The sequence below is a fragment of the Rhizobium metallidurans genome, from assembly GCF_014196505.1.
Classification (GTDB): Bacteria; Pseudomonadota; Alphaproteobacteria; order Rhizobiales; family Rhizobiaceae; genus Rhizobium; species Rhizobium metallidurans.
Window position 1 is genome coordinate 61,028 of record NZ_JACIDW010000012.1, and the last position, 21,777, is coordinate 82,804.

A 21,777-nucleotide genomic window follows, 5' to 3' on the forward strand; every position below is an offset into this window, starting at 1 on the left:
CCGGATCGGTTGATGTCACGCGGTTCCGGATCTCTTCTTGCCGCTTCAGCCACCTTTCCACATATTCCCGTGACTTTACGTTTATGCTGGCGGATGCAAGCGCGTATCGAGGGCAAACGCCTCCTGAAACTTCAAAAAGTAGCTGCCGGCCGCAAGACTCGCGACGAAGATGAGATTCCAGCTTTTTGTCGATACCGCGCTCGGGATCGCCACGAAACGATGGCGTCGCAGAAGCTCGTCTCCATAAGACTGCTGCCCCGCGCTCGGGATTCCCGGACGCAACCAGTTCCGATTGGGAACAGAGGCGGGATCGACAACGTGCACCGAGGAGGGATCGGTGATGGCCACTGCGGTCAGGACGTGAGGAACTGTGTCGAGCGCACGAAACCCTTTATGGACCGCAACTTCGAGGATCGCCGTCGATGGGTCGAGCGAGCAATAGACCGCGCGCACGCCCTTGCTGTTCCAGCGGCCGCCCACACGATAGGCGCCTTCGCCGCTATCCCATGTCGGTGCAAAACTGCTTTGATCCAGACGCCATGCGATGAGTTCGGTACCGCCGAGCGCAATCGGCCGAGGCGTCATGCATAGACGCCGTATTCGAGCCGCTCCAGGTAGTCTTCGACGAGTTCGACGCCGGCCGGCGTCCCGAGCAGGTCGATCGGCCGGCGCTGGTCAAGTCCGATCGCCGGACGCTCCAGCCACTGCTCAGCCTCCGCCTGGGTTCCCAGAACGTCCGTCGCCTTCGACAAGATTTCGGCAAATTTCCACGCCCGCCCGCTCTGCTCCTGGCTCAACGGTTTGGTCGGTGCGTCCCTTCGGCGCTGCCACGTCCTGAGGCTCATGCCGACTGCCTTTTCGAGGGAGTCGGTCTTGCCGATGAACATAAGGCTTCCGACAAGGTGATCGACCGCCGAGGCCGGCAGGCCGTGGAGAAGCAGTTCGTGCGCGTCGAGCTCACTTGTCAGCCGGCGCGACAGAACGCGCGTGCCGCCAAGCAAGGCTGCCACCTTCTGCAAGTCTCCACCGCGTCCTTCGGAACGGGCCACTTCCGCCGCAACAGCCATCTTGACATCTCCTGCGTCATTTGACGCTCCATATATGACAGTTGACGTACCTCATTTCAATAGACGAGGTCGCGTCTCATAATTAGGTGGCCGGCACCCCCATGCGTTCATCGGTGGGCCAGCCTCGAAACTTACAAAGTCTCAGGAGGGAGGAAAATGGTTTTAAACGAACCGCCTGCGGAAGCGAAGATGTTCCGCGCACGTCAGCCAGGCAGTTTGCAGACCAGACTCGGCTATTGACCAGAGCGCCGATGATCTTCATCACCTGATAGAAATCGATATTGGTCTGCTCGTAGCCCCATGAGGCATAGAGAACGTGGCCGACTTCGAAACCGTGGGGCTTCTTGCGCTCTTTGCGGCGTTCCTGTTTCCATTCGGCCCAGCGCCGCCGCCCCTCGAAATGCTCCCTGATCTTGTGTTCGCGGGCCTCCGTGCTGGTAAAGCTGTGGTGCCAGTCGGGCTTTGCGGCCTTGCCGTGGAAGGCAATGGCGGCAGGTCTGCCCTTGGCGCTGGTGTAGATGTAGACAAGGCCGTCACCCGCCTTGTCGGCGATCTTCACGGAGCCTTTCGGAATGTAGAAATCGCGTAATGGGGCGAAACGCATCACTCGGCGTCCTCCCACTCGTCGGCATAGACGGCGGCCGAGCCGATCCCGGCGACCTGACGGGCGCATGTGCCGCCGCAAATGCCGTTCTCATAGGCCGGGAAATACCGGTTATAGGCAGCATCAAAATCCGGCAGCTCACCGCTGAGCCGGGCCAGCTCGCCCGCGAAGCTGAAAAACCATTCCTCGAAAGTAGGTTCGCACATTCCCTTGTCCTTTCTTTCCTTGGACTGCGAAGCAGGACCTCGTCCTGCTTCCCGGGGCCGCGCGAGCGGTGGGATGGAGGGGGAAAATAGCCTTCGCGGAGAACCGGCTGCACGGAGCGACCGCCAGGCGGGCGCGGAGGAAGCTGGGCGGAAGGCTATTTTGGGGGCGAGAAGGGCAAGGCCCTCGGTTCCCCCATCAGACAAACGAACTCGCGCAATCGCGCGTCATGTCCCGGCAACATGCCGGCAGCACGAAGGATTGTCACCGCTTGTCGGCGGAAACCCGAAACGGGGTTCCGTGGAGCCGCACCGCGGCGGAATAGAGCCTGGTCCGGAACGGGCGTGCCTACGTGTAGAAATTGCTGATGGAAATTCACTCAACCATTTGATTTTCGCAATTGAAGTACATACGTTCGGCGTTGGCTGAGGGGACGATAATGACAGAAGACGAGATGCGCTCAATGGCGTGGAACAATGCGCTGCATTGCCACGGCACATATACGGTCTTCTCTCGAAGACTGAAGCGGCTGCGCTTTCTTACGAAGCTCCGTGATTTCTGGGGCTTTGCTATTCCAATTATTCTCGGCGCCATTGCCGGCTCAAACACGTTGTCGTTACCTGAGAACTACGTGCATCTACTCAAGATCGCGCTTGCTGCCGCCGCATTGGTTCAGATCCTGATCGCCTTGTGGGCCGTATTTAGCCGTTGGGATGACGGTCTTGCATATAGCGCGCGAGCTGTAAGGGACGCATATGAAATGCAACGCGCGTGGGAGGTTATCGGTCGGGGGCAGGTTGCGGATATCGGCGCGGAATTTGCAACGAGAGCGAAGCAGCAAGATGTGATCGACTCGCATGACATCGGACAGGAAATATCCTCCAAGGAAAAGAACCTGGGCATGCGAAGTGGATTGATCGAATACCAACGCCAATGCACGGGATGCAAAACAAGCCCGAACAGTCGCGGCCTGCCATTATTCCCCAAAACGAAATGCCCCGTCTGTGGGGGGAACTAGGAGAGCATAATGAACGAAGAGCTTCGGAAGGTCATCAAAGGGTATGCCAAACTCTCCCTGAAAGATCAGGAAGAATTCAGGAAACGCCTCAATGGGAGCATTGAAACGGGCAGAATTAACGAAAGCGTTGAGAAGTCCGAACAAATCACCATGGGACCACTCGGAAACGGTTGCCCATGCTGCGGGCGCTAGACCCTCTCCTCTGTCAGATGGCGGTTAGAGTGTCGCTGTGTGTACTTTGAGCATCTGAGCGACCTGACGTGGTGATTGCCCGTCATTGATAAGCTTTCGCGCAACCGTGATCTGCTCCGCAGATAGGGCAGGGGGCCGACCAAACCGGACCCCCTTCGCCTTTGCTGCGGCTCGGCCGCTGCTGGTGCGATCATGGATCAAGGATCGCTCGAACTCCGCAATACCAGCGAAGATGGTCAGCACCATGCGGCCGGCCGGCGATGTGGTGTCTGCCCACGGCTCAGCCAATGAGCGCAAGCCGGCCTCGGCCACATCCAGTTGCTCGGCAATGTCGAGAAGATTGCGCGTCGATCGCGCGAGGCGGTCTAGCCGGGTTACCGTAACAATGTCACCGGGGCAGAGTTGATCGAGCAAGGCAGCGAGTTGCGGTCGATCGCGCTTTGCTCCAGACACCTTTTCTTCAAAGATGCGCTTGCATCCTATCGCCTTCAGCGCCGTGCGCTGCTGGTCTAGTGTCTGGTCGTCGGTCGAGACGCGGGCATATCCGATGAGCAAAGCGGCTTCCATTCGCTGTGGCGCTGCCTTGAATCTACCGCGTGCAATTCGTCGCGAATATCCATATTTTGCAGCGGCGCAAAAATCGACTGCGAAACTCGAAGAGAAGTCGGGATTTCTGCGACATGGAGCGAGAGTAGAGACTTGAACGATATTCGGGAAACACTTGAAGCACAGCAGGTCAAAATCTATTTCGGTGCGGTCGTTGTGGCCGCTCTCATTGCATGGCTTGTTCCGGGCACGACCGCGCTAGAGAGCGCCGTGAATTCGGCGCTTGCATTGATGCTATTCGTCACCTTCCTACAGGTACCCCTTGCCGATCTTGGACGGGCCTTCGCCCGCGTCCGGTTCCTTGCGGCCCTGCTCGTTACAAATTTCATGGTGGTGCCGATCCTCGTTGCCGTCTTCGTTCAGCTCCTGCCGACCGACCCGATGTTGCGCCTTGGCGTCCTGTTCGTCTTGCTGACGCCCTGCATCGACTACGTTGTGACGTTCTCGCATCTGGGCCGCGCCGATTCGCGGTTGTTGCTGGCGTCAACGCCGGCGCTGCTCATCCTGCAAATGGTGCTGTTGCCGGTTTATCTCGGGTTCTTTCTCGGGGCCGATGCGGCGGCCCTCGTGCAAATGGGGCCGTTCGTTCATGCCTTTGTCTGGCTGATCGCGGTGCCCCTCGTGCTGGCCGCGCTCGTGCAGATTTGGGCGAACCGCAGCCGGGCGGGTGAACGCGTTGCAACGGTTCTCGGCGTCTTGCCCGTTCCAGCTACCGCGCTGGTGCTGTTCGTCGTCATTGCCGCCGTGGTGCCGCAGCTCGGGCCGGCGATCGACGGGGCGTTGCGCGTGGTGCCGATCTACGTTGCCTTTGCGCTCCTAGCGCCCTTGATCGGCTGGGGCGTCGGTCGGCTGTTCCGCCTTGAGGCAGCGGCCGGCCGCGCGATCGCGTTCAGCGCCGCCACCAGAAATTCGCTCGTGGTGTTGCCCCTTGCTTTCGCCGTGCCGGGTGCGGTGCCGGTCCTGCCGGCAATCATCGTCACGCAAACACTGGTCGAGCTGATAAGCGAACTGATCTACATGCGGCTGATTCCGCGCCTTGGCGCGGGCGAGCCGCTTGTGTCGCGCAAGTCCTAACTTTCGTGCCGCTTTGACGGGTTGAACTGATCATGGCATGGTAAGCTCATGATCAGCTTCGTCACCATCGCATAATCGTCTCCGCAAGGGTCTTCGACACCTTCGGAACCAGAATGCCGTCTGTTAAGAGGCGGGCACCATATTCGATTGGACGATTATGAAGCTCAACATCCATTTTCTTGAAGCCGAGGGATCGCTTGCTCCTTGGCACGCTGTGATGAAAACACAAGCCGACGCCGTTGCCGATCGCATCGACAAGATCGTGCCTCCCGAATTTCGGCGACACGCGATCGATGTCGTTGTCCATTATCTACCGGATGAGACTATTCCCGAACTTGGCTTTGGCGGCTCCTGCTTCAGGCGCGGGCTCGTGACGATAAACCTCGATCCGGGAGCGCCCGGATTCGAGGACCGTCTGGCTCAAGGCGTTTTCGGCCGCACGCTCGCTCATGAGCTTCATCATGCAATGCGATGGGATGCCTGTGGGTATGGGTTCTCATTGGGAGAGGCCTTGGTGTCGGAGGGACTGGCCGACATATTTTCTGAGACGGTCACCGGCGTTTCCGCTCCGCCTTGGGCGAGCGCATCGATCAATGGGAGTTGGCCGGCCCTTCTCAATCAGGCGGAACATAACCAGGACTACGATCATGCAGCCTGGTTCTACGGCACTGGCGAATTGCCCCGATGGGCTGGCTACACCATCGGCTATCGCTTGGTCCGTCTCTACGGCCAAGCTAACCCGGAGGCAGCTGCAACTGGCATGGTCGATACCTCGCCGTTTGCAGTTCTAGCATTTTGGGCTGCGCTCAAGGCGAAGGTTTTAGCGGCGAAGTAGACGTGCCGCGTCTGTCGCAAAACTCTGTCGCGAAATATTGAGTTTTGCCTCTGATTTTTGCGATGGAAATTCTCCAGAATTTTCAGCGCTGGCCGACCTCTCGCAAATGTCAGGAATTCCGCGACATCAGGGATAAACGCCATATCGGCTAAGGTATTGCAGTAAGTCGGGCGTCAACGAAAGCGCGGGAAGCTCATCGCTGCTAAACCAGCCGATGGCGGCCGCATCGTCGCCGGCTATTGCGTCGCCGCTGATCTTCTCCGCCAGAAATCGTGAATCTCGTAGACCCCACCTTTGCCGTCCGGCACATCGAGCTGCCCGAGTTCCCGAACGATCGCGATCGTCAGGCCGGTTTCCTCGAAAACCTCCCGAACGGCGGCCTGTTCCAAGGTTTCGCCGGGATCGACGCGGCCACCCGGTAGCGTCCAGCACCCCATGTCTGGCGGGTTGGCACGCTGGACCAGCAGGATGCGGCTACTTTCATCGCGAATGACGGCGCTGGCCGCAAGGATAGGATTCAATCGAGGCATATATTCATCCTCCTTCGACTTGGCTGGCGGCGGGCGCGGAAGTTGCCGGCGCTCGTGCGAGGTCGCGCTTCTCGGCCACAGCCGCGAGCGAGGCCGCCAGCAGTCCGGTCGCCGTGGAAAGAAGAACGATAGTAAATAGGCCATAGGTCGCATTGTTTTGCGTCAGCACCGCCCCGGTGATGGAAGAAAGGACAGCGCCGCCACCGACCGTCATGGCTCCGGCCAGCCCGGCGGCGCTTCCGGCCAAGTCCGGTCGCACGGAGAGCATTCCGGCATTGGCGCTTGGCATGGTCAGGCCGTTTCCCACTCCGATCAGGATGAAGGGTCCGAACAGGGTGAGCGCACTCCCGAAGCCGATCAGAAACAGGGTCAGGCCGAAGATAGGGCAAGCGCACGCCACGATGCGTCCCACGATCATCATGTTTGTCAGCGGCACGCGGCCGGCATATCGCCCGGACAGGAAACTTCCGAAGATATATCCGAGGGTCGTAACGCCCATGAAGAAGCCAAGCACTCCCGGCTCCAGATCGAATGCCGATGTCGCGGCAAGCGGTGCGCCGGCGAGGAATGCGTAGAATGCGCCGACAGAAAACGACATGCACAGTCCATAGGCCCAGAAGCGCGGCATGCGAAACAACGCCGGATAGGCCCTGAACTGTTGTGCAATGCTGCCGGCGCGCGCTTTGTTGGTTTCGCCCAGGTCGAACCAGCAAAGGGTGAACATCGCGGCTCCCGCTAGAGCAAGGCACCAGAAGATTGTCCGCCAGCCAAGAGCCTGATCCACCGAACCGCCGAACGCCGGAGCGAGCATCGGGGCAATCGCCCAGATCATCGCCGTATAGCCGATCCGGCTGGCCGTCCGCTCCCTGCCGACCGTATCCCTGATAACCGCCATCGCCACCGGGTAACAGGACGTGATAGTGGCCTGAAGCATACGAGCCACGAGAAATGTCCAAATATCGGATGCGAGTGCGCAGCCAATTGAGCCGGCCGTGAACAAGGCCAGGTTCGCCAGGATGATCGGCCGCCGCCCGAACCGATCCGACAGCGGCCCCATGATCATCTCCACCGCGACGGCAACGATCGCGTAGCCTGCCAGCGACAAGCTCACGACAGCGTAGGAGGTATGAAAGTCCTGCGCGATATTTGCCAGCGATGGCACGAACACGTTAAGCGGGACCACCGAAAGAGCGCATAGGAGCGTGATGGTCGAGAATCTGGGTGCAGGGCGCATCATGTCTCAGCCCTCCGCGAGCGCATTGTCGCTAGCGACGGGCTTGCTCGAAAGCCATCGGCAAAGCCCCAAGATTTGGGGATTGGGTTTTTCAGTGTCATTGCGGCCTCACTCAAGAGGCCGGCAAAGGAGAGGCGTTCAGACCCGTCCCTTCGCCGGCATGATCCGGATCAGGTTCAAAGGGTCACTGCGCTGCGTCTGCCAGCAGTATCTCAGCCCCTTGGCGGGGCACCCCTCGGCATCAGCAAAGATAGCTTAAGAGCAGAAGGCAAGCACGCTCTATTTTTGGAGGTTGCAAACATCTTCCCGCTTTTTGCCCGATACGCTATCCCGACTTTTGCATCGCTGCAAAATCAGGATTTCCGCGACAAAGATAGGTGCGGAACTTATCCTTAAAGCTGGAGCAGGCTGCTTGCCGCCCTGCTGCCGCTTCGCCGGCTCGCTCTGGTGAAGATAGACAGTCATGCGCGACGAGCTTGCGACGTCAGGAAACCCGACGAGCGCCGAGATTCTCGGCAACGCGCAAAGCCTCATTCGCACGATGCGGAGTGTCTCCCGGGAGCGGCTGATCTCAGGCACGCTGCATTAGGCGTCAGATCCTGTACTTTCGCCAGGCTTTGTAGGGCTGCAGCAACTGACCGGGAAACCGGCGCTCGATGACACTTTCGGTGAGAACGATTTTCGCGAAAGTGTCGCAATTTTTATCGAAGGACGTTCGCTCGCTGGTGCTTTCCAGCCCGTCCCTTGTCTCGAACAGTTCGACGTCGCTCATCGCCTCAAGACGCGCTGCAAACTCCTGCTCGGATGCGCTCAGTCTGGTCGACATTGTTTCCTCCTTTTATTTTTTTCTATGTTCGGAATATAGGCAGTCTCGTCGGACGCAGTAGACCCGCCGCGGCAGCCGAGGCCTGGCGTCGGCGATCCCGAAGATCGAAAGTGGACGCTCAGAGTTCTCATCAATGATGCGAACCGGTCGCCGTTCAAGGCTGCCGTGACAAATCTTAAGTGCCGATCTGAGCCATGCCTCGCCGAGGAACCGCTTGCATTGTGGAGGAATTGTGTACACATTTCCCGCTCAAACGGAGCCTCGCCATGCCTCAGTCTCGCCAGTAGACATCATCACCTCCTTTCTCAAGCAGGTCGAGGATGGCCAGCGGTTTGTCCTCACCTCCCATCACAAGGTTGTCGCGGAAATCGGGCCGCCATCAAAGGACATTGTCGCTCGCAAGCCCGGCGCGTTGCGCGGGAAGATCAAAGGTGCCGATGACTTCGACAGCCTGCCGGCGGATGCTCTGTCGTCCATGGAAGACGAGGCGTGAGGTTACTCCTCGATACGCATGCCTTGTTGTGGTGGCTGAACGACGACGGGAAGCTGGGGAACCATGCGCGTGGCCTTATCGGCGATTCTGAGGACGACGTTCTTGTCAGTGCTGTCTCCCTGTGGGAAATCACCGTGAAGCTGCGGATCGGCAAGCTTGATGCCGATTTAGACGAGATTCTTGCGATCTTGCCGGCGGAGGGTTTTGATCGGCTTGATATCACCGATGCGCATCTTGTCGCTCTTGCGGCTCTTCCGCTTCATCACCGCGATCCCTTCGATCATCTTCTCATGGCGCAGGCGGTGGCGGAGGGAGCGCATTTCGTTTCGCAGGATCAGCATGTCGCGCTTTACGGCGTTCCGTTCGTGACGTGCTCGGATCCTGTCGCCTTGTGATCCTCGCGTTTGGTTCTGCCGCCGAAGCCGGCCCCCGATCGCTCGGACGCGACGCTGCCATGGCGGCGTGTCTAGCGGATACCAGCGGCTGGGGCGGCCGGCGCTGGGGCCGAGTTGCTGAAGGCCGTATCCGGTCCTCCATGCGAATGGCGTCATCCGATATTGTCGCACGGTCCGCAGGCGACGATGCGGTCACTGTGCCGACCTCGCGGACACGCAAAGGTGTGAACTCGGCGGAGGCGTGCTCATCGCGCGCAGCAGCTGCGACAAGGCGAGGGCATGACGTTGACCCGGACGGCGGCGAAGTGCTCACGAGGCGCGTGGCCAATATTCCGCAGCGCTGGACCGGGCAGCCATGGGTTATCGCGCCCTTCAGTTGCCCCGAACCATTCCCGTTTTATGTCGCTCGTATAGACGACCGCCTGCTTTAGCGGCCAACCCCTAAAGGGGTAAGTCTCGCCCAAAATTTTTGCGAAATTCGATTTCAGTTGTTTGCTTCTGGTGGAAAATAGAATTTCGCAAAATTTTTGCCCGAGCTGACCGCAGCAGTCGGCCGTCTCTTCGTGCGCCATCGGGAATGGTCCCGAGCAACCGAAGGAGCAAGTACCATGGCCACCACGATCGCAACCCTGACGCAGAAGACCGACGGCATCCTCGAAGGCGTCTTCGCCACCATCCGGGTCAACGCCCCGATCGCCATCGTCCCGAACGCCAACAAGGCAAGCGAGGAAGCGCCCGACTACCGGGTCATCCACCGCAAGACCGGCTTCGAGATCGGCGCAGGCTGGAACCGCATCGCCCGCCAGACCGGCGAGGAATATCTCTCGGTCAAGCTGGAGGCCCCCGAGATCGGCGTGATCTTCGGCAATCTCGCTCAGGCGCCTGGCGGCGATCCGAACAAGAAGGTGATCCTCTGGAATAACCCGAACTGAACGGCAAGCGAGCGGCCCCGAGCGATCGGGGCCGGCTCTAGCGTGTGAGTTCAATTGACCGGAACGATTGGCGGGAATGAGCGCGGGCATCGAGCCCGCGATCCTTCCTTTTGGTGCCAAACGAGACCAAACCCTGTCTGCTCAGAACGTCAAGTCTGCCGTGAGCATCGCGCCGCCTCAAGGACTTCGCGGCCCCGCCAATTTTCAGCCGACGCCCTGAAGGGCGCCGCCAGAAAATCGGTTCCTCCACTCGCCGCCTCCGACGGTCGCCTGCGGCGATCCTTGACCCGGCCCGATCCTCACGACCCCCGGGCGTCATCTTTCACACTGTCAAGGAGATGACGACGATGACCTACGACCTCGAAATCCACATTGAAGAACTGCGTGCCGAGGCAAACCATTGCGACCCGGCAGAGCGCGCCCAGATCATCGCGGAACTGGACGAGGCCCGCGCCGCACTGGCAGCGGCGACCGCCGCTCAAGACGCCGAGCGCGCCGGCGAGCCTCCCCACTGAGGGAGGTTTTTGCCTTGCCATCCGGGTCAGTCGTGCCGGATCGACCGGCACGACGGACCAAAGCTTCGCTTCCCCCATCAAAATTTTCGCGGACTAATAATCGCCCAGTGTCTGGATCGGTTTTGGCTTGTATCCGCGCGCTCGCCTTTTGCGAAGCAATTCGAGAAACAGAGAAACAGCCTCCTCTTCGCGACGGAAGTGATGGACTTTCGCCTGGCCGGCTGTCCCGATCCTGCCCCAACGGCGCACCAGTCTTGGTGTGCCGAACAGTGTCGATTCGATCGTCAGCAGATAGAAGCGCCCCATGTTCCGTTCGGGATCCACGCGTTCGATATAGAGGCTGTAGGGCTGTGCGAGCATGACCGAAGAATCGCCTGTCTCGCTTTCAGCGTCCAACGACACTTTTGAATCCGACGGGATGGTTCGATTCATCTTGGTGATGGATGGGCAGGTGAGATAAACGGTGCTCGGGCGAGCCGGCCTACGGCCGACCGCTCACTACTCGCGCCGTTCCGCCGCTCCCCGAGCCGGCGCTGCCGTCTCGGCCTTCGGTGACGATCACTCTCGCGGGGACGAGACGGCCGGATCGACCGGCCGCCTCGTCGCAAGCGGATACCCTTCCCGCACCCAGCCGGCCGAGCGCTTGATGTGGTCGATCCGGCGTCTCATGGACTCGCGAGCTTCACCGATCCGTCCTTGCTCCAGCTGCCGTCTCGAACTAGACTCACTGAAATCCGTTAGTTTGATCCTGTCGGCTCGCCAGCGAAAGAGAGGGTGCGATGAACGAAAATCAATCCCTCGCCAGCGCGGGCCGTCAGCTCGACAAGCAAAACCCGCTCTCCCGCATGCTCCGTTACATCGCCCGCGTCGTCACGACGCTCGCCATCGGGCTCGTGCTTGGCGTTTTCTATTGCGCTTGGCATCTCGCCTTCTTTCTCCTGTGCATGTTCCGCCCCGTCATCAACGTGCTGATGCTCGGTGGGGTCATCATGCTGCCGATCTCATTTGCTGCCTTCGTCAAGCCTGAGGCCGCCAACGGAATGCCATTCTGGGTGTTTCTCCTGATGGCGGCGGGCTTCATTGCGTTTGCCCTCGGCTATTCGAAATTCATCGACCGATTCACGCCGCCCAGCGAGACCGACCCCTTCGAACGATACCGCCGCCGTGACTGGCAATGACACGCCCGGTCCTCATGGCCTTCCCGGTTTGACAAACCGGTTGACCTCAGCGGCCTCGTCCATGTCCTTCCGCCGGAAGTAGATCGCTCGTCCGCAGCGGATTGGGCTATGGCCCTGGACGATGATGATCTGCTCGTCCTTTCGCATCGATTGCGTGATCTCGTGCGGCATGATCAGCGGCCGGCGCTGGAAGTTGATGTTTTCGGATTTTCGCGAGGCGCTGTTTTTCGTATCCCAGCCGAGGTTGCGGGAGCTGCCCTTGACCTCGACGGTCATTTCTCCGCATTGCGCCGAAACGTTGCGCGCCGTGTCCAGCGCTTTGATCGCGGCGTAACTTGCAAAAGCGCAGCCGTCAATCCATGACACAGCACCATCTTTTCCAAAGTGGCGCTCCAACTGGCCGACCGACTGGTACAGCAACATCATGCTGACCCCGTACTTGCGGCCACGATCGCGGGCCTCCTCGAGCACGCGCATGTAGCCGAGCAGATCGACCTCGTCTAACATGAACAGTGCCCTGCGCTCGAATGCGCCGTCGGCTTCGATCATCGCATTGATCAGCGAACCTATGATCACCCGACCGATCCCTGGATAGGATCGCAGGATAGACGCGGGGATATTGAGGAACACGTCTTTCTTTCCGGAAGCGATTTCGCTCGATTTGAAGGTGTTGCCGCAAACGAGCGCCGCGTAGTTGTCGAGCGACAGCCATTGGGTATCCTTCGAGGCCGTCGAATAGACGCCCGAAAATGTCTGTTCGGTCATGTTGACGAATACGCCCAGCGTTTCGCGGATGAAGGCGGAGGCCGAATTTTCCTGCACATCGCGGAGCATAGCAAGCACCGACGTCTCAGGCTCGGATACGATCTGGCGCAGACTGTGCAGGTTTCGCCGGCCATCATATTCCGGGGATAGCATCACATGAGCGAGCAGACCGGTCAGCAGGTTGTGCGCCTGGCTTTGGAAATAAGACCCGGTCGAACTCTCGAAGCGCATGCTCTCCGAAAGCAGCATGTGGGCGATGCCGACAATGTCCTCCTCCTTTTTCTTCGACGTCTCGATCCCGTCGAGAACATTGAAGCCCATAATCGGATTTGCCGGGTCGAGCACCACGACCTCGCGCCGGAGTTTATTGCGCCTGTGATCGACGACCATCGGAGCAACCTCGGTGGATGGGTCGAGGCAAATGATCGGCCCGGTGTAGCGCAGCGCCGTCGGTATGACCGTGCTGGTCGTCTTGTATCCACCGGACCCGGCAAAGAAGAGCATGTGGGTGGAATCGAAATCGAGCTTGTAGGTGAGAAGCGGTGCTGTTCCACCACGCCCCCATGTGGCCCGGTCGACCGGATCGAACGGCAGCTCATGGACGAGTTCCTTGTCGACCCGGTAACGCTCGCCGATGACGATTTCGCCTTCATCGGGAAACAGCCGTCCTGCCGCCGACATCGGCAGCCAGTCCGCATCTCCGAACGTCCCTCGCTTGGCACGCTTCACCGGTTCGGGCACGACGCTGGAAATGCGAGCGGAGACGGCGGCCGCCATGAAGCCGGCCACCCCACTTAGGACCGCGACCATATCGAGAAAGGACAGAGCTCGATCCCAGGTCAGCACGCCGCGCTCAACGGGCGGCTCAAGTCGCACGAACTCGCGCAGCCCATAGAAGCCCGCCATCAAAAGAAAGCAGAGAAACCCCACCATCGCCACCGGTCTTCGCCGATGCAGGGGCAACGCCCAAACCGCCAGCAGTCCAGCCAGTGGCCCGAACAACAGCACCGGCAATGGTGACGCGCGCAAGAACCAGTATTGCGTTTTCCCTGTCATGCCGGCGGCCAGTTCCGGCCAACGCCAGTTGGCGACATAGAAGGCAAAGCCGGTGACAACGATCGGGACGAGCATGAGCAACAGGCTGGGATGCGGTCTGGCCTTCACCGTCATTCCGCAGCCTCCGCGAAGCTTTCGGTTGCGGGCGCCTTGAAGGCGACCTCGCCGATATCGCGAAGGCGCCGATGTTCAGCGGTTCCTGGCACGACCTGCGTCAGTTCGAGAAGCCCGCCGAGCAGGAACGCCCGGTCGGCCTTTGAGAGGCCCGCCCTGACCACGATGCCGCCAAGCACGAATTTCTCGCGCGCCTCCCTCTTTCGCTCAACTGTCATGAGGAACCTCCGTCGCCGCTCCAGCCCCACCATTTGCCTGTCCACGTGGCGAAGCAGGTGAGCCACCAGACCCTTTCTTCTCACCTTTGCGAAATCGCGCTGCGATCTCTTCGAAGATGCGATCGACCTCCTCATCAGCGATCTCCATTTCCGCCAGCCCGGACTTCGTCGCGGCGCGCGCGAAGCGATCGGCTGATTTGACTATCAAAGTTTTCTTGCGTTCACGCAGCTTCTCGATTTGAGCGTCGATGTCCAGAATTGCCGATTTTGTAGCCATGATAAGCCTCTGATGTCCGATTGCGAAATTTCGCATTTGTCATTTAACTTACTAGAAAATGGTAGTCAAATATGTCACCATGCACAAGTCCCAAAACGTCGATGCCGGAATTCCGGCTGGGCCGTCTTCCGGAAAAGCGGCATCGGCCCTGCGGTCCGATCGATTTGAGGGCGCAATATACGTCGCTGGCGCGACGTGCTCGGAAGGTCTGGAGACGACAAGTGGCGATCATGTTCGTCAGAGCGCAGGTGATCAGCAGGGGAGCGGGACGCAGCATCGTCTCCGCCGCCGCCTATCGTCACCGTGCGCGAATGATGGATGAGCAGGCCGGAACGTCCTTTAGCTACCGTGGTGGCGAAGCCGAACTGAAGCACGAGGAGCTGGCGCTGCCCGACCGGATTCCGGCATGGCTGCGCACGGCCATCGACGGCAAGACGGCCGCGGCGGCAAGCGAGGTGCTTTGGAATTCCGTGGATGCGTTCGAGACGAGGGCGGACGCGCAGCTTGCCCGCGAACTGATCATCGCTCTGCCGGAAGAGCTGACGCGGTCCGAGAATATTGCTCTGGTGCGGGAGTTCGTCCGGGACAATCTGACCCCGAAGGGGATGATCGCCGACTGGGTCTATCACGACAAGGACGGCAATCCGCACATCCATCTGATGACCACGCTCAGGCCGCTGACCGAGGAGGGTTTTGGGCCAAAGAAGGTGCCGGTGCTTGGCGCGGACGGCGAGCCCCTTCGCGTCGTCACGCCGGATCGGCCGAATGGCAAGATCGTCTACAAGCTGTGGGCCGGGGACAAGGAGACGATGAAAGGCTGGAAGATTGCCTGGGCGGAAACGACCAACCGGCATCTGGCGCTCGCCGGTCATGATATCCGCCTCGACGGACGTTCCTATGCCGAACAAGGGCTCGACGGCATCGCGCAGAGACATCTTGGGCCGGAAAAGGCGGCTCTCGCCCGCAAGGGCGTCGAGATGTATTTCGCGCCGGCCGATCTGGCGCGACGGCAGGACATGGCCGACCGGTTGCTCGCCGAACCCGAACTTTTGCTGAAGCAGCTTGGCAATGAACGGTCCACCTTCGATGAGCGTGATATTGCCAAGGCGCTGCATCGCACTGTCGACGATCCCACAGATTTCGCAAACATTCGCGCACGGCTGATGGCGTCCGACGATCTGGTTCTGCTGAAGCCGCAGCAGGTGGATCGGCAGACGGGAAAAGTTAGCGAGCCCGCCGTCTTCACCACGCGCGAGATCCTGCGCATCGAATTTGACATGGCGCAGTCTGCGCAAGTCCTGTCGCAGCGAAAAGGCTTCGGCATCAGCGATAGGAAGATTGCCGCGGCGGTACGGGTTGTCGAAACGGCCGATCCAGAAAAACCCTTTACGCTCGACCAGGAGCAGGTCGATGCCATCAGGCACGTTGCTGGGGAGAATGGCATCGCTGCCGTTGTCGGCCTGGCCGGGGCGGGGAAGTCGACGCTGCTCGCCGCCGCGCGGGTCGCCTGGGAAAGCGAAAATCATCGTGTCTTCGGGGCGGCTCTCGCCGGCAAGGCGGCCGAAGGCCTGGAGGACAGTTCCGGCATCAAGGCGCGGACACTCGCCTCCTGGGAACTCGCCTGGGCGAACGGCCGCGATCTGCTTGGTCGCGGTGACGCCTTTGTCATCGATGAGGCCGGCATGGTCTCGTCACAGCAGATGGCGCGCGTCCTTAAGACAGCGGAGGATGCCGGTGCGAAGGTGGTTCTGGTTGGCGATGCGATGCAGCTTCAGCCGATCCAGGCCGGTGCGGCCTTCCGGGCGATTGCAGAACGGATCGGTTCTGCCGAACTGGCCGGTGTGCGCCGTCAGCGCGAGGACTGGGCGCGTGAGGCCTCTCGTCTTTTCGCCCGTGGGAAGGTCGAGGAAGCGCTGGATGTTTATGCACGTGAGGGACGGATTTTTGAGGCGGAGAGCCGGGCTGACATCGTCGAGCGCATCGTCATCGACTGGGCCGATGCACGCCGTGGCCTCGTCCGGAACATTGCCGATAGCGAACAGCCGGTCCGGTTGCGCGGTGACGAGTTGCTTGTCCTCGCCCATACCAATGACGACGTGAAGCGGCTCAATGAGGCGCTGCGTCAGGTCATGAGAGATGACGGCGCACTGACGGCTGCCCGCGAATTTCAGACGGAGCGTGGCGTGCGAGAGTTCGCCGCCGGCGACAGGATCATCTTCCTCGAAAACGCTCGCTTCCTCGAACCGCGCGCAAGGCGTCTCGGTCCTCAATATGTCAAGAACGGCATGCTTGGAACGGTCGTTTCCACTGGCGATAAACGCGGCGATCCTCTGTTGTCGGTCCGTCTCGACAATGGACGCGACGTCGTCATCAGCGAGGACAGTTATCGCAACATCGATCACGGCTATGCCGCAACGATCCATAAGTCACAAGGAGCCACCGTCGACCGGACCTTCGTTCTCGCCACCGGCATGATGGACCAGCACCTCACCTATGTGTCGATGACCCGTCATCGGGATCGTGCCGATCTCTATGCGGCCCGTGAGGACTTCGAGCCGAAACCCGAATGGGGTGGCAAATCCCGGGTCGATCATGCCGCCGGCGTTATCGGCGAGCTGGTCGAGACCGGGATGGCAAAGTTCCGGCCCCATGACGAGGATGCCGACGAAAGTCCCTATGCTGATGTGAAGACGGATGATGGAGCCGTCCATCGTCTCTGGGGCGTCAGTCTGCCGAAGGCGCTGGAAGAGGGCGGCGTCTCGGAAGGCGATACGGTGGCCCTGCGCAAGGATGGCGTCGAACGGGTCACGGTCACTGTGCCTGTCATCGACGAGAAAACGGGGAACAAGAGTTTCGAGGAACGGACGGTCGATCGGAATGTCTGGACTGCGGCACTGAAGGAAACGGCCGACGCCCGTCGGGAGCGGATCGAGCGCGAGAGCCACCGGCCGGAATTGTTCAAGCAGCTTGTCGAGCGTCTCGGCCGGTCTGGCGCGAAGACCACAACGCTCGATTTCGAGAGCGAGGAAGGTTACCAGGCGCATGCCCGCGATTTTGCCCGGCGCCGCGGCATCGACTTGGCTGCCGAGGTCGCGGCCGGGATGGAGGAAGGGATCGGCCAGCGGCTGGCCTGGCTTGCGGAGAAGCGCGGGCAGGTGGCGAAGCTATGGGAGCGAGCCAGCGTGGCGCTCGGGTTCGCAATCGAGCGCGAGCGGCGCGTCTCCTACAACGAGGCACAGAACGAAACCGTCAGAGCAGAAGTCCCGACGGGCGGGAAATATCTGATCCCGCCCACCACCGTGTTCGCTCGTAGCGTCGAAGAGGATGCACGGCGGGCGCAGATTGCCTCGGAGCGTTGGAAGGAGCGGGATACACTCCTTCGGCCCATCCTGCAAAAGATCTATCGCGATCCAGGTGGCGCGCTTGCCAGACTGAACGCGCTCGCCTCCGATGTCCGGATCGAGCCGCGCCGGCTCGCCGACGATGTTGCGGCTACGCCGCAGCGTCTCGGTCGGCTGCGGGGATCGGAGCTCCTGATCGACGGCCGTGCGGCCCGCGCCGAGCGCGACGCAGCAATGGCAGCGCTGTCGGAGTTGCTGCCGCTGGCCCGTGCCCATGCGACAGAGTTCCGCCGACAGGCCAAACGGTTCGGTATCCGTGAGGAACAACGCCGTGCCCACATGTCCCTGTCGGTTCCCGCCCTCTCGAAACCGGCAATAGCGCGCCTTCTCGAAATCGAAGCTGTGCGGGATCGCGGCGGGCAGGACGCTTACAAGACGGCTTTTGCCTATGCGGTCGAGGACCGGTTGCTGGTCCAGGAGGCGAAGGCGGTCAATGAGGCGTTAACGGCGCGATTTGGATGGTCCGCCTTCACGGAGAAGGCGGATGCCATTGCCGAGCGCAACATGGTCGAGCGTATGCCGGAGGATCTTGGTCCGGAGCGTCGCGAGAAACTGGCGCGGCTCTTTAAGGTCGTGCGCCGCTTTGCCGAGGAACAGCATCTTGCCGAACACAAGGATCGCTCGAAGATCGTGGCCGGCGCCAGCGTCGAGCCGGGGAGGGAGACGATATCCGTGTTGCCGATGCTCACCGCCGTGACGGAGTTCAAAACGCCTGTCGAGGACGAAGCGCGGGAGCGGGCGCGTGCTGTCGCCCACTACGGCCACAATCGCGCGGCACTTGTCGATACGGCAGCGCGTCTCTGGCGCGATCCCGCCGGCGCCGTCGACAAGATCGAGGCCTTGGTCCTTAAAGGTTTCGCGGGCGATCGGATCGCAGCGGCCGTCGCCAACGATCCATCAGCTTATGGTGCGTTGCGCGGCTCCGATCGTATCGTGGACAGATTTCTGGCGGTCGGGCGCGAGCGAAAGGACGCGCTTCAGGCCGTTCCGGAGGCCGCAAGCCTCATCCGGTCGCTGGGTGCCTCCTATGCTACTGCTCTCGACACCGAGATCCGGGCGATTACAGGGGAGCGCCAACGCATGAGCGTCTCTATTCCGGGACTGTCAGCTTCCGCCGAAGACGCATTGCGAGAACTCTCAGCGGCGATGAAGAAAAAGGGTGCCAAACTTGAAGTGGCGGCCGGTTCGCTCGATCCCGCGACCCGCCGGGAATTCGTCGCGGTCAGTCGGGCGCTCGACGATCGCTTCGGTCGAAACGCCATTCTGCGCGGTGAGAAGGATGTCATCAACCGCGTATCGCCTTCTCAACGCGCTGCGTTCGGAGCGATGCATGACCGGCTGAAAATCCTGCAGCAGACTGTGCGCATGCAGGCAAGCCAGGAAATCGTGGCGGAGCGGCAGCGGCGGGTCCTCGACCGCGCTCGCGGTGTCATCCGCTGAGAACTTTAGACCTGAAAGGAAATGAACATGGCTGAGCAGGAAATCTCTTACGACGCGATCCTCCGCACCGAGATCGCCATCGAATTACTCAATCAAGCGCGCGCCATCGTCACGGCCCGCGTCTACCAGCTCGAAGGGACGGACCCTGACACGGCGGAAGCGCTGCGGCTCCGTCGCCGCGATCTTATCGCCGTCCAGCAAAGCATCGCTGTTGCCGATCGCGAAATGGTCGAAAACCTGATCGCGCTCTGGGGACCGCGCGTCAAGGACGAAGCCCGGTTCTGGGCGGAGTTCTGATCATGGCGGATGATCAGGAATCCGGACCGCTCTCGCTGGAGAGAAACGAGAGCATTTTCCGCAACGACATTCTGCCCGACTATCTGCCTGATGGAATCGGCCGGGCAGGGCGGCCCCGCCTTATCTTGCTCGGTGGCCAGCCGGGCGCCGGCAAAACCGCAGTGCTGATTGCCAGCCACGCCGAGCTCGAACGATCCGGGCCGACGATCCGCATCGTTGGCGACGATCTGCGTTCCTATCATCCGCAATTCGTCGCCTTCCAGCGGCACGATCCAGAAACGGCATCGCAGTTCACCCAGGCTGACGCCGGCCGCTGGACGGAAAAGCTCTTGACCGCCGCCACGGGGCGCAACGTCAACATCGTGTTCGAGACGACGATGCGCACGCCGGAGAATGTCGCGCGGGTCATCGGCATGGCTCGCGCGGCCGGCTATGACGTCGAGGCCCGGGCCGTTGCCGTCAATCCGCGACTGAGCTGGCAGGGGAACCATTATCGCTTCGAAGAGATGCTGCGCGCAGGCGATGCGGCGCGCAATCCGCCGCAGCATGTTCACGACGCTGCCGTCATCGGGTTACGCGTCAGCCTCGAGAAGATCGAGAGCGAAAGCCTGGTCGACCGTGTCCAGCTTAGGACGCGGGGCGGCACGATCCTCTACGACAACGAGCGGCGCGAGGACGGGTGGTCGCAGCCGCCCCAGGCTCGGGTCGCACTCGAGCGCGAGCAATCGCGGCCGATGACACGCGGTGAACTTCAGCGTTTCTCCGACGACTGGAACCACGTTCTCGGCCGCATGGAGGAAAGGCGGGCGCCGGACGATCGCACCGCTGCGGTCAGGACACGCGCCATTGAAGACGTGAGCCACCTGCTCGCCCAGCGTCGCGATGCTGACGGCGAAAACGGGCAACGGCGCAGCCGGTCAATCCTCGAAAGCCGCGCCGATGCGCTCGGCTTGTTCGTCGAGCTGTATGACAACGCGCTGCGGGATGCCGAACGTCGGCCGATCGGCAATATCAAAGCCCATGCGGTCGGTCGACTATCGCAGAGCTACATGGCGCTGAAACTGGTTGAAGCCGCCCGGAACCTCGGTCTCTTTCCGGAGAACGGGACCATCGTGTCGACACGGGCAATGGTCCAGGACAAGCGCGGCGCCCGAGAGTTCCCGGCGGCGCATCGAATGCCAGCCGATCTCGCGGTTGAAACGCCGGATGGATCCCGCCGCCGGCTGACGGAATTTTTTGATGTCGCGCTGAACCAGGCCGCCATCGACCGTGACATCTTTGGCCGAACGGATCGTCTGTCGCGCCTCTCCAACGTCGTCGACTCCTGGCTCGAGGCCGCCGGTATGCGCACGACGCTTGCTCGCGCCGCCAACGCTGTCGCTTCCGGCAGAATGTCGGCGGACGCTGCTATGTCCGATGTCGTTGAGCCGGGATACGCGGCGGCAATTGCCCAGGCGCAGGGGCGACTCGAGCGCAACATGGCTATCGCTGAGCGTACCGCGATCGCCACTGTCATCGTCGACGAAAGGGGCGAGCCGGTTCGCGCGCTGCGGGACAATCTTCGGCTACGAACGGCCGATCTGGAAAACCGGGCACGAGCCAAAACCATGATGGAGGTTATCCTGACCGAAACGGTGCAGCACAATCGTCTCGACGCTGAAGGGCGCCGTGCAGCCGGCGAGCTTGTTCGTAGTATTGCCGATAACGAGCGTAATCTTGGAGGGGGCCGCACCCGGGAGCGCAGTACAGCTCGATCGGACGCTCTGGTTCCAGCACGGGATTTGCCCGATCTCTCCGAGAGCGAGATCACGGATCGGCTGCGTGCGTCTTCGCGCCTTGCGGACAAGCGCGCGGAGATCGACAATCTGTCGAGGCTGGTGTTCGGCAACAGCCAGGCGGTTTCGGGCTCTGTCGAGCGGATCACCAGTGCGCAGAGCGGCGCGGCCGCCGGCGATGATGTGCGCGAAGGCCGCCTTGGTGAAATGGCCGGAGAGGCAAGGACATGGTTGAGAGGACCGAGCCCGACGCGCCAGACAGCTGAGGCCCACGCTCCGCAGCTCGCGGCGGCGTTGGCCGATTATGGGATGGCGGTCGATTTCGAGCGGCATCAAATCGACCTGCGCCACCGCGAGGAGCAGGCGCGACAGAGGGTCGAGGTCCCCAGGCCGTCGAAGGAACTCACTGCCTTGATGTCGGGGACTGACCAGGAGCAGGTACGTCGCTTGAATACGGATCCAGCGCTCCGTCGCGAGTTCGAGAAGCTCACCCTGGCGATGACCAAACGGCTCTCTTCGGAGGATCGGGTTGACCTGAAAAGGGGAGATGTCACGAGGCTAGCGTCTTCTCTCAGGATAACGCCGGAGCAGGCTGCTTCACTCAAGCATGTCCAGGACCGCGCCGGCGCGTTGCAGGACAAGTCCCTTCGACAGGCACGTAACGTCGTGAGCACACCCCAGCTCGGGATACGGCGTTGATTCCGCCCGACCCCGATTATTGACAGGGCACG

The 21,777-nt window shown here is 61.1% G+C and carries 26 protein-coding genes and 1 riboswitch; of the genes, 13 read left to right on the top strand and 13 right to left on the bottom strand.

The window, feature by feature from the left end:
• Positions 1-81: 81 nt before the first annotated feature.
• The 4 genes from GGQ67_RS17180 to GGQ67_RS17195 all read right to left on the bottom strand — a co-directional run bounded on the left by GGQ67_RS17180 (position 82) and on the right by GGQ67_RS17195 (position 1,877).
• On the bottom strand, positions 82-585 hold the full coding sequence (locus tag GGQ67_RS17180) for an RES family NAD+ phosphorylase (protein WP_183901357.1): 504 nt from the start codon (positions 583-585) through the stop codon (positions 82-84).
• Positions 582-1,067, bottom strand: a complete 486-nt coding sequence (parS, locus tag GGQ67_RS17185) for a type II RES/Xre toxin-antitoxin system antitoxin (RefSeq protein WP_183901358.1) — start codon at positions 1,065-1,067, stop codon at positions 582-584. Before parS ends, GGQ67_RS17180 begins: the two co-directional genes overlap by 4 nt.
• 82 nt (positions 1,068-1,149) lie before the next feature.
• Complete coding sequence (locus GGQ67_RS17190) at positions 1,150-1,671, bottom strand: hypothetical protein (RefSeq protein WP_246400211.1); 522 nt, start codon at positions 1,669-1,671, stop codon at positions 1,150-1,152.
• Complete coding sequence (locus GGQ67_RS17195) at positions 1,671-1,877, bottom strand: hypothetical protein (protein WP_183901359.1); 207 nt, start codon at positions 1,875-1,877, stop codon at positions 1,671-1,673. Before GGQ67_RS17195 ends, GGQ67_RS17190 begins: the two co-directional genes overlap by 1 nt.
• 437 nt (positions 1,878-2,314) lie before the next feature.
• On the opposite strand from GGQ67_RS17195, the gene GGQ67_RS17200 reads away from it, so the two are divergent.
• Positions 2,315-2,893 (top strand): mobilome CxxCx(11)CxxC protein, encoded by a 579-nt coding sequence (locus GGQ67_RS17200; protein WP_183901360.1) that lies wholly within the window; start codon positions 2,315-2,317, stop codon positions 2,891-2,893.
• A 9-nt stretch (positions 2,894-2,902) separates the two neighbouring features.
• Positions 2,903-3,085, top strand: coding sequence for a hypothetical protein (locus tag GGQ67_RS17205; protein ID WP_183901361.1), 183 nt, complete (start codon positions 2,903-2,905; stop codon positions 3,083-3,085).
• A 24-nt stretch (positions 3,086-3,109) separates the two neighbouring features.
• On the opposite strand, the gene GGQ67_RS17210 is transcribed toward GGQ67_RS17205, so the two are convergent.
• A complete protein-coding gene (locus GGQ67_RS17210) occupies positions 3,110-3,652 on the bottom strand; it encodes a recombinase family protein (protein WP_281393606.1) in 543 nt (180 codons plus the stop codon).
• A gap of 132 nt (positions 3,653-3,784) precedes the next feature.
• On the opposite strand from GGQ67_RS17210, the gene GGQ67_RS17215 reads away from it, so the two are divergent.
• Both GGQ67_RS17215 and GGQ67_RS17220 read left to right on the top strand, forming a co-directional pair.
• Complete coding sequence (locus GGQ67_RS17215) at positions 3,785-4,765, top strand: arsenic resistance protein (RefSeq protein ID WP_183901362.1); 981 nt, start codon at positions 3,785-3,787, stop codon at positions 4,763-4,765.
• A gap of 157 nt (positions 4,766-4,922) precedes the next feature.
• The gene (locus GGQ67_RS17220) at positions 4,923-5,600 is read left to right on the top strand and encodes a DUF2268 domain-containing putative Zn-dependent protease (RefSeq protein WP_183901363.1); all 678 of its coding nucleotides are present in this window, start codon (positions 4,923-4,925) and stop codon (positions 5,598-5,600) included.
• Positions 5,601-5,836: 236 nt separating this feature from the next.
• On the opposite strand, the gene GGQ67_RS17225 is transcribed toward GGQ67_RS17220, so the two are convergent.
• Positions 5,837-6,130: an NUDIX hydrolase gene (locus tag GGQ67_RS17225; RefSeq protein WP_183901364.1), complete on the bottom strand. Its 294-nt coding sequence runs from the start codon at positions 6,128-6,130 to the stop codon at positions 5,837-5,839.
• Positions 6,131-6,134: 4 nt separating this feature from the next.
• Positions 6,135-7,367, bottom strand: a complete 1,233-nt coding sequence (locus GGQ67_RS17230; protein ID WP_183901365.1) for a multidrug effflux MFS transporter — start codon at positions 7,365-7,367, stop codon at positions 6,135-6,137.
• A gap of 127 nt (positions 7,368-7,494) precedes the next feature.
• Positions 7,495-7,610: riboswitch (TPP riboswitch) on the bottom strand.
• 217 nt (positions 7,611-7,827) lie between these two features.
• Between GGQ67_RS17230 and GGQ67_RS25525 the strand changes: the two genes are divergently transcribed.
• Positions 7,828-7,953 (top strand): hypothetical protein, encoded by a 126-nt coding sequence (locus GGQ67_RS25525; RefSeq protein WP_281393607.1) that lies wholly within the window; start codon positions 7,828-7,830, stop codon positions 7,951-7,953.
• Positions 7,954-7,956: 3 nt separating this feature from the next.
• Here GGQ67_RS25525 and GGQ67_RS17235 read toward each other — a convergent pair whose 3' ends face one another.
• On the bottom strand, positions 7,957-8,190 hold the full coding sequence (locus GGQ67_RS17235) for a hypothetical protein (protein WP_183901366.1): 234 nt from the start codon (positions 8,188-8,190) through the stop codon (positions 7,957-7,959).
• Between the two features lie 232 nt (positions 8,191-8,422).
• Between GGQ67_RS17235 and GGQ67_RS17240 the strand changes: the two genes are divergently transcribed.
• Positions 8,423-8,683 (top strand): type II toxin-antitoxin system Phd/YefM family antitoxin, encoded by a 261-nt coding sequence (locus GGQ67_RS17240; protein ID WP_343056522.1) that lies wholly within the window; start codon positions 8,423-8,425, stop codon positions 8,681-8,683.
• Entirely contained in the window at positions 8,680-9,078 is a 399-nt protein-coding gene (locus GGQ67_RS17245; protein WP_183901367.1) for a PIN domain-containing protein, read from the top strand. The genes GGQ67_RS17240 and GGQ67_RS17245 overlap by 4 nt, the downstream gene beginning before the upstream one ends.
• A 245-nt stretch (positions 9,079-9,323) precedes the next feature.
• Here GGQ67_RS17245 and GGQ67_RS17250 read toward each other — a convergent pair whose 3' ends face one another.
• A complete protein-coding gene (locus GGQ67_RS17250; protein ID WP_246400212.1) occupies positions 9,324-9,650 on the bottom strand; it encodes a hypothetical protein in 327 nt (108 codons plus the stop codon).
• 36 nt (positions 9,651-9,686) lie between these two features.
• Between GGQ67_RS17250 and GGQ67_RS17255 the strand changes: the two genes are divergently transcribed.
• Both GGQ67_RS17255 and GGQ67_RS17260 read left to right on the top strand, forming a co-directional pair.
• On the top strand, positions 9,687-10,010 hold the full coding sequence (locus GGQ67_RS17255) for a DUF736 domain-containing protein (RefSeq protein ID WP_020809989.1): 324 nt from the start codon (positions 9,687-9,689) through the stop codon (positions 10,008-10,010).
• A 347-nt stretch (positions 10,011-10,357) separates the two neighbouring features.
• Complete coding sequence (locus GGQ67_RS17260) at positions 10,358-10,525, top strand: hypothetical protein (RefSeq protein ID WP_183901368.1); 168 nt, start codon at positions 10,358-10,360, stop codon at positions 10,523-10,525.
• Positions 10,526-10,618: 93 nt separating this feature from the next.
• Here the strand turns inward: GGQ67_RS17260 and GGQ67_RS17265 are convergent, their stop codons facing one another.
• Positions 10,619-10,885 (bottom strand): WGR domain-containing protein, encoded by a 267-nt coding sequence (locus GGQ67_RS17265; RefSeq protein WP_343056523.1) that lies wholly within the window; start codon positions 10,883-10,885, stop codon positions 10,619-10,621.
• A gap of 419 nt (positions 10,886-11,304) precedes the next feature.
• Between GGQ67_RS17265 and GGQ67_RS25345 the strand changes: the two genes are divergently transcribed.
• Positions 11,305-11,703, top strand: a complete 399-nt coding sequence (locus tag GGQ67_RS25345; RefSeq protein ID WP_246400213.1) for a hypothetical protein — start codon at positions 11,305-11,307, stop codon at positions 11,701-11,703.
• Between the two features lie 12 nt (positions 11,704-11,715).
• On the opposite strand, the gene traG is transcribed toward GGQ67_RS25345, so the two are convergent.
• The 3 genes from traG to GGQ67_RS17285 are packed head-to-tail and all read right to left on the bottom strand — an operon-like array spanning position 11,716 to position 14,133.
• The gene (gene traG / locus GGQ67_RS17275) at positions 11,716-13,638 is read right to left on the bottom strand and encodes a Ti-type conjugative transfer system protein TraG (RefSeq protein WP_183901370.1); all 1,923 of its coding nucleotides are present in this window, start codon (positions 13,636-13,638) and stop codon (positions 11,716-11,718) included.
• Positions 13,635-13,856, bottom strand: coding sequence for a conjugal transfer protein TraD (locus GGQ67_RS17280; protein ID WP_183901371.1), 222 nt, complete (start codon positions 13,854-13,856; stop codon positions 13,635-13,637). Before GGQ67_RS17280 ends, traG begins: the two co-directional genes overlap by 4 nt.
• On the bottom strand, positions 13,846-14,133 hold the full coding sequence (locus GGQ67_RS17285) for a TraC family protein (RefSeq protein WP_183901372.1): 288 nt from the start codon (positions 14,131-14,133) through the stop codon (positions 13,846-13,848). The genes GGQ67_RS17280 and GGQ67_RS17285 overlap by 11 nt, the downstream gene beginning before the upstream one ends.
• A gap of 221 nt (positions 14,134-14,354) precedes the next feature.
• Between GGQ67_RS17285 and traA the strand changes: the two genes are divergently transcribed.
• The 3 genes from traA to GGQ67_RS17300 are packed head-to-tail and all read left to right on the top strand — an operon-like array spanning position 14,355 to position 21,745.
• Positions 14,355-18,974, top strand: coding sequence for a Ti-type conjugative transfer relaxase TraA (gene traA / locus GGQ67_RS17290; protein WP_183901373.1), 4,620 nt, complete (start codon positions 14,355-14,357; stop codon positions 18,972-18,974).
• A gap of 27 nt (positions 18,975-19,001) precedes the next feature.
• Positions 19,002-19,271: a hypothetical protein gene (locus tag GGQ67_RS17295; RefSeq protein WP_183901374.1), complete on the top strand. Its 270-nt coding sequence runs from the start codon at positions 19,002-19,004 to the stop codon at positions 19,269-19,271.
• A 2-nt stretch (positions 19,272-19,273) separates the two neighbouring features.
• A complete protein-coding gene (locus GGQ67_RS17300) occupies positions 19,274-21,745 on the top strand; it encodes a zeta toxin family protein (protein ID WP_183901375.1) in 2,472 nt (823 codons plus the stop codon).
• Positions 21,746-21,777 lie beyond the last annotated feature (32 nt).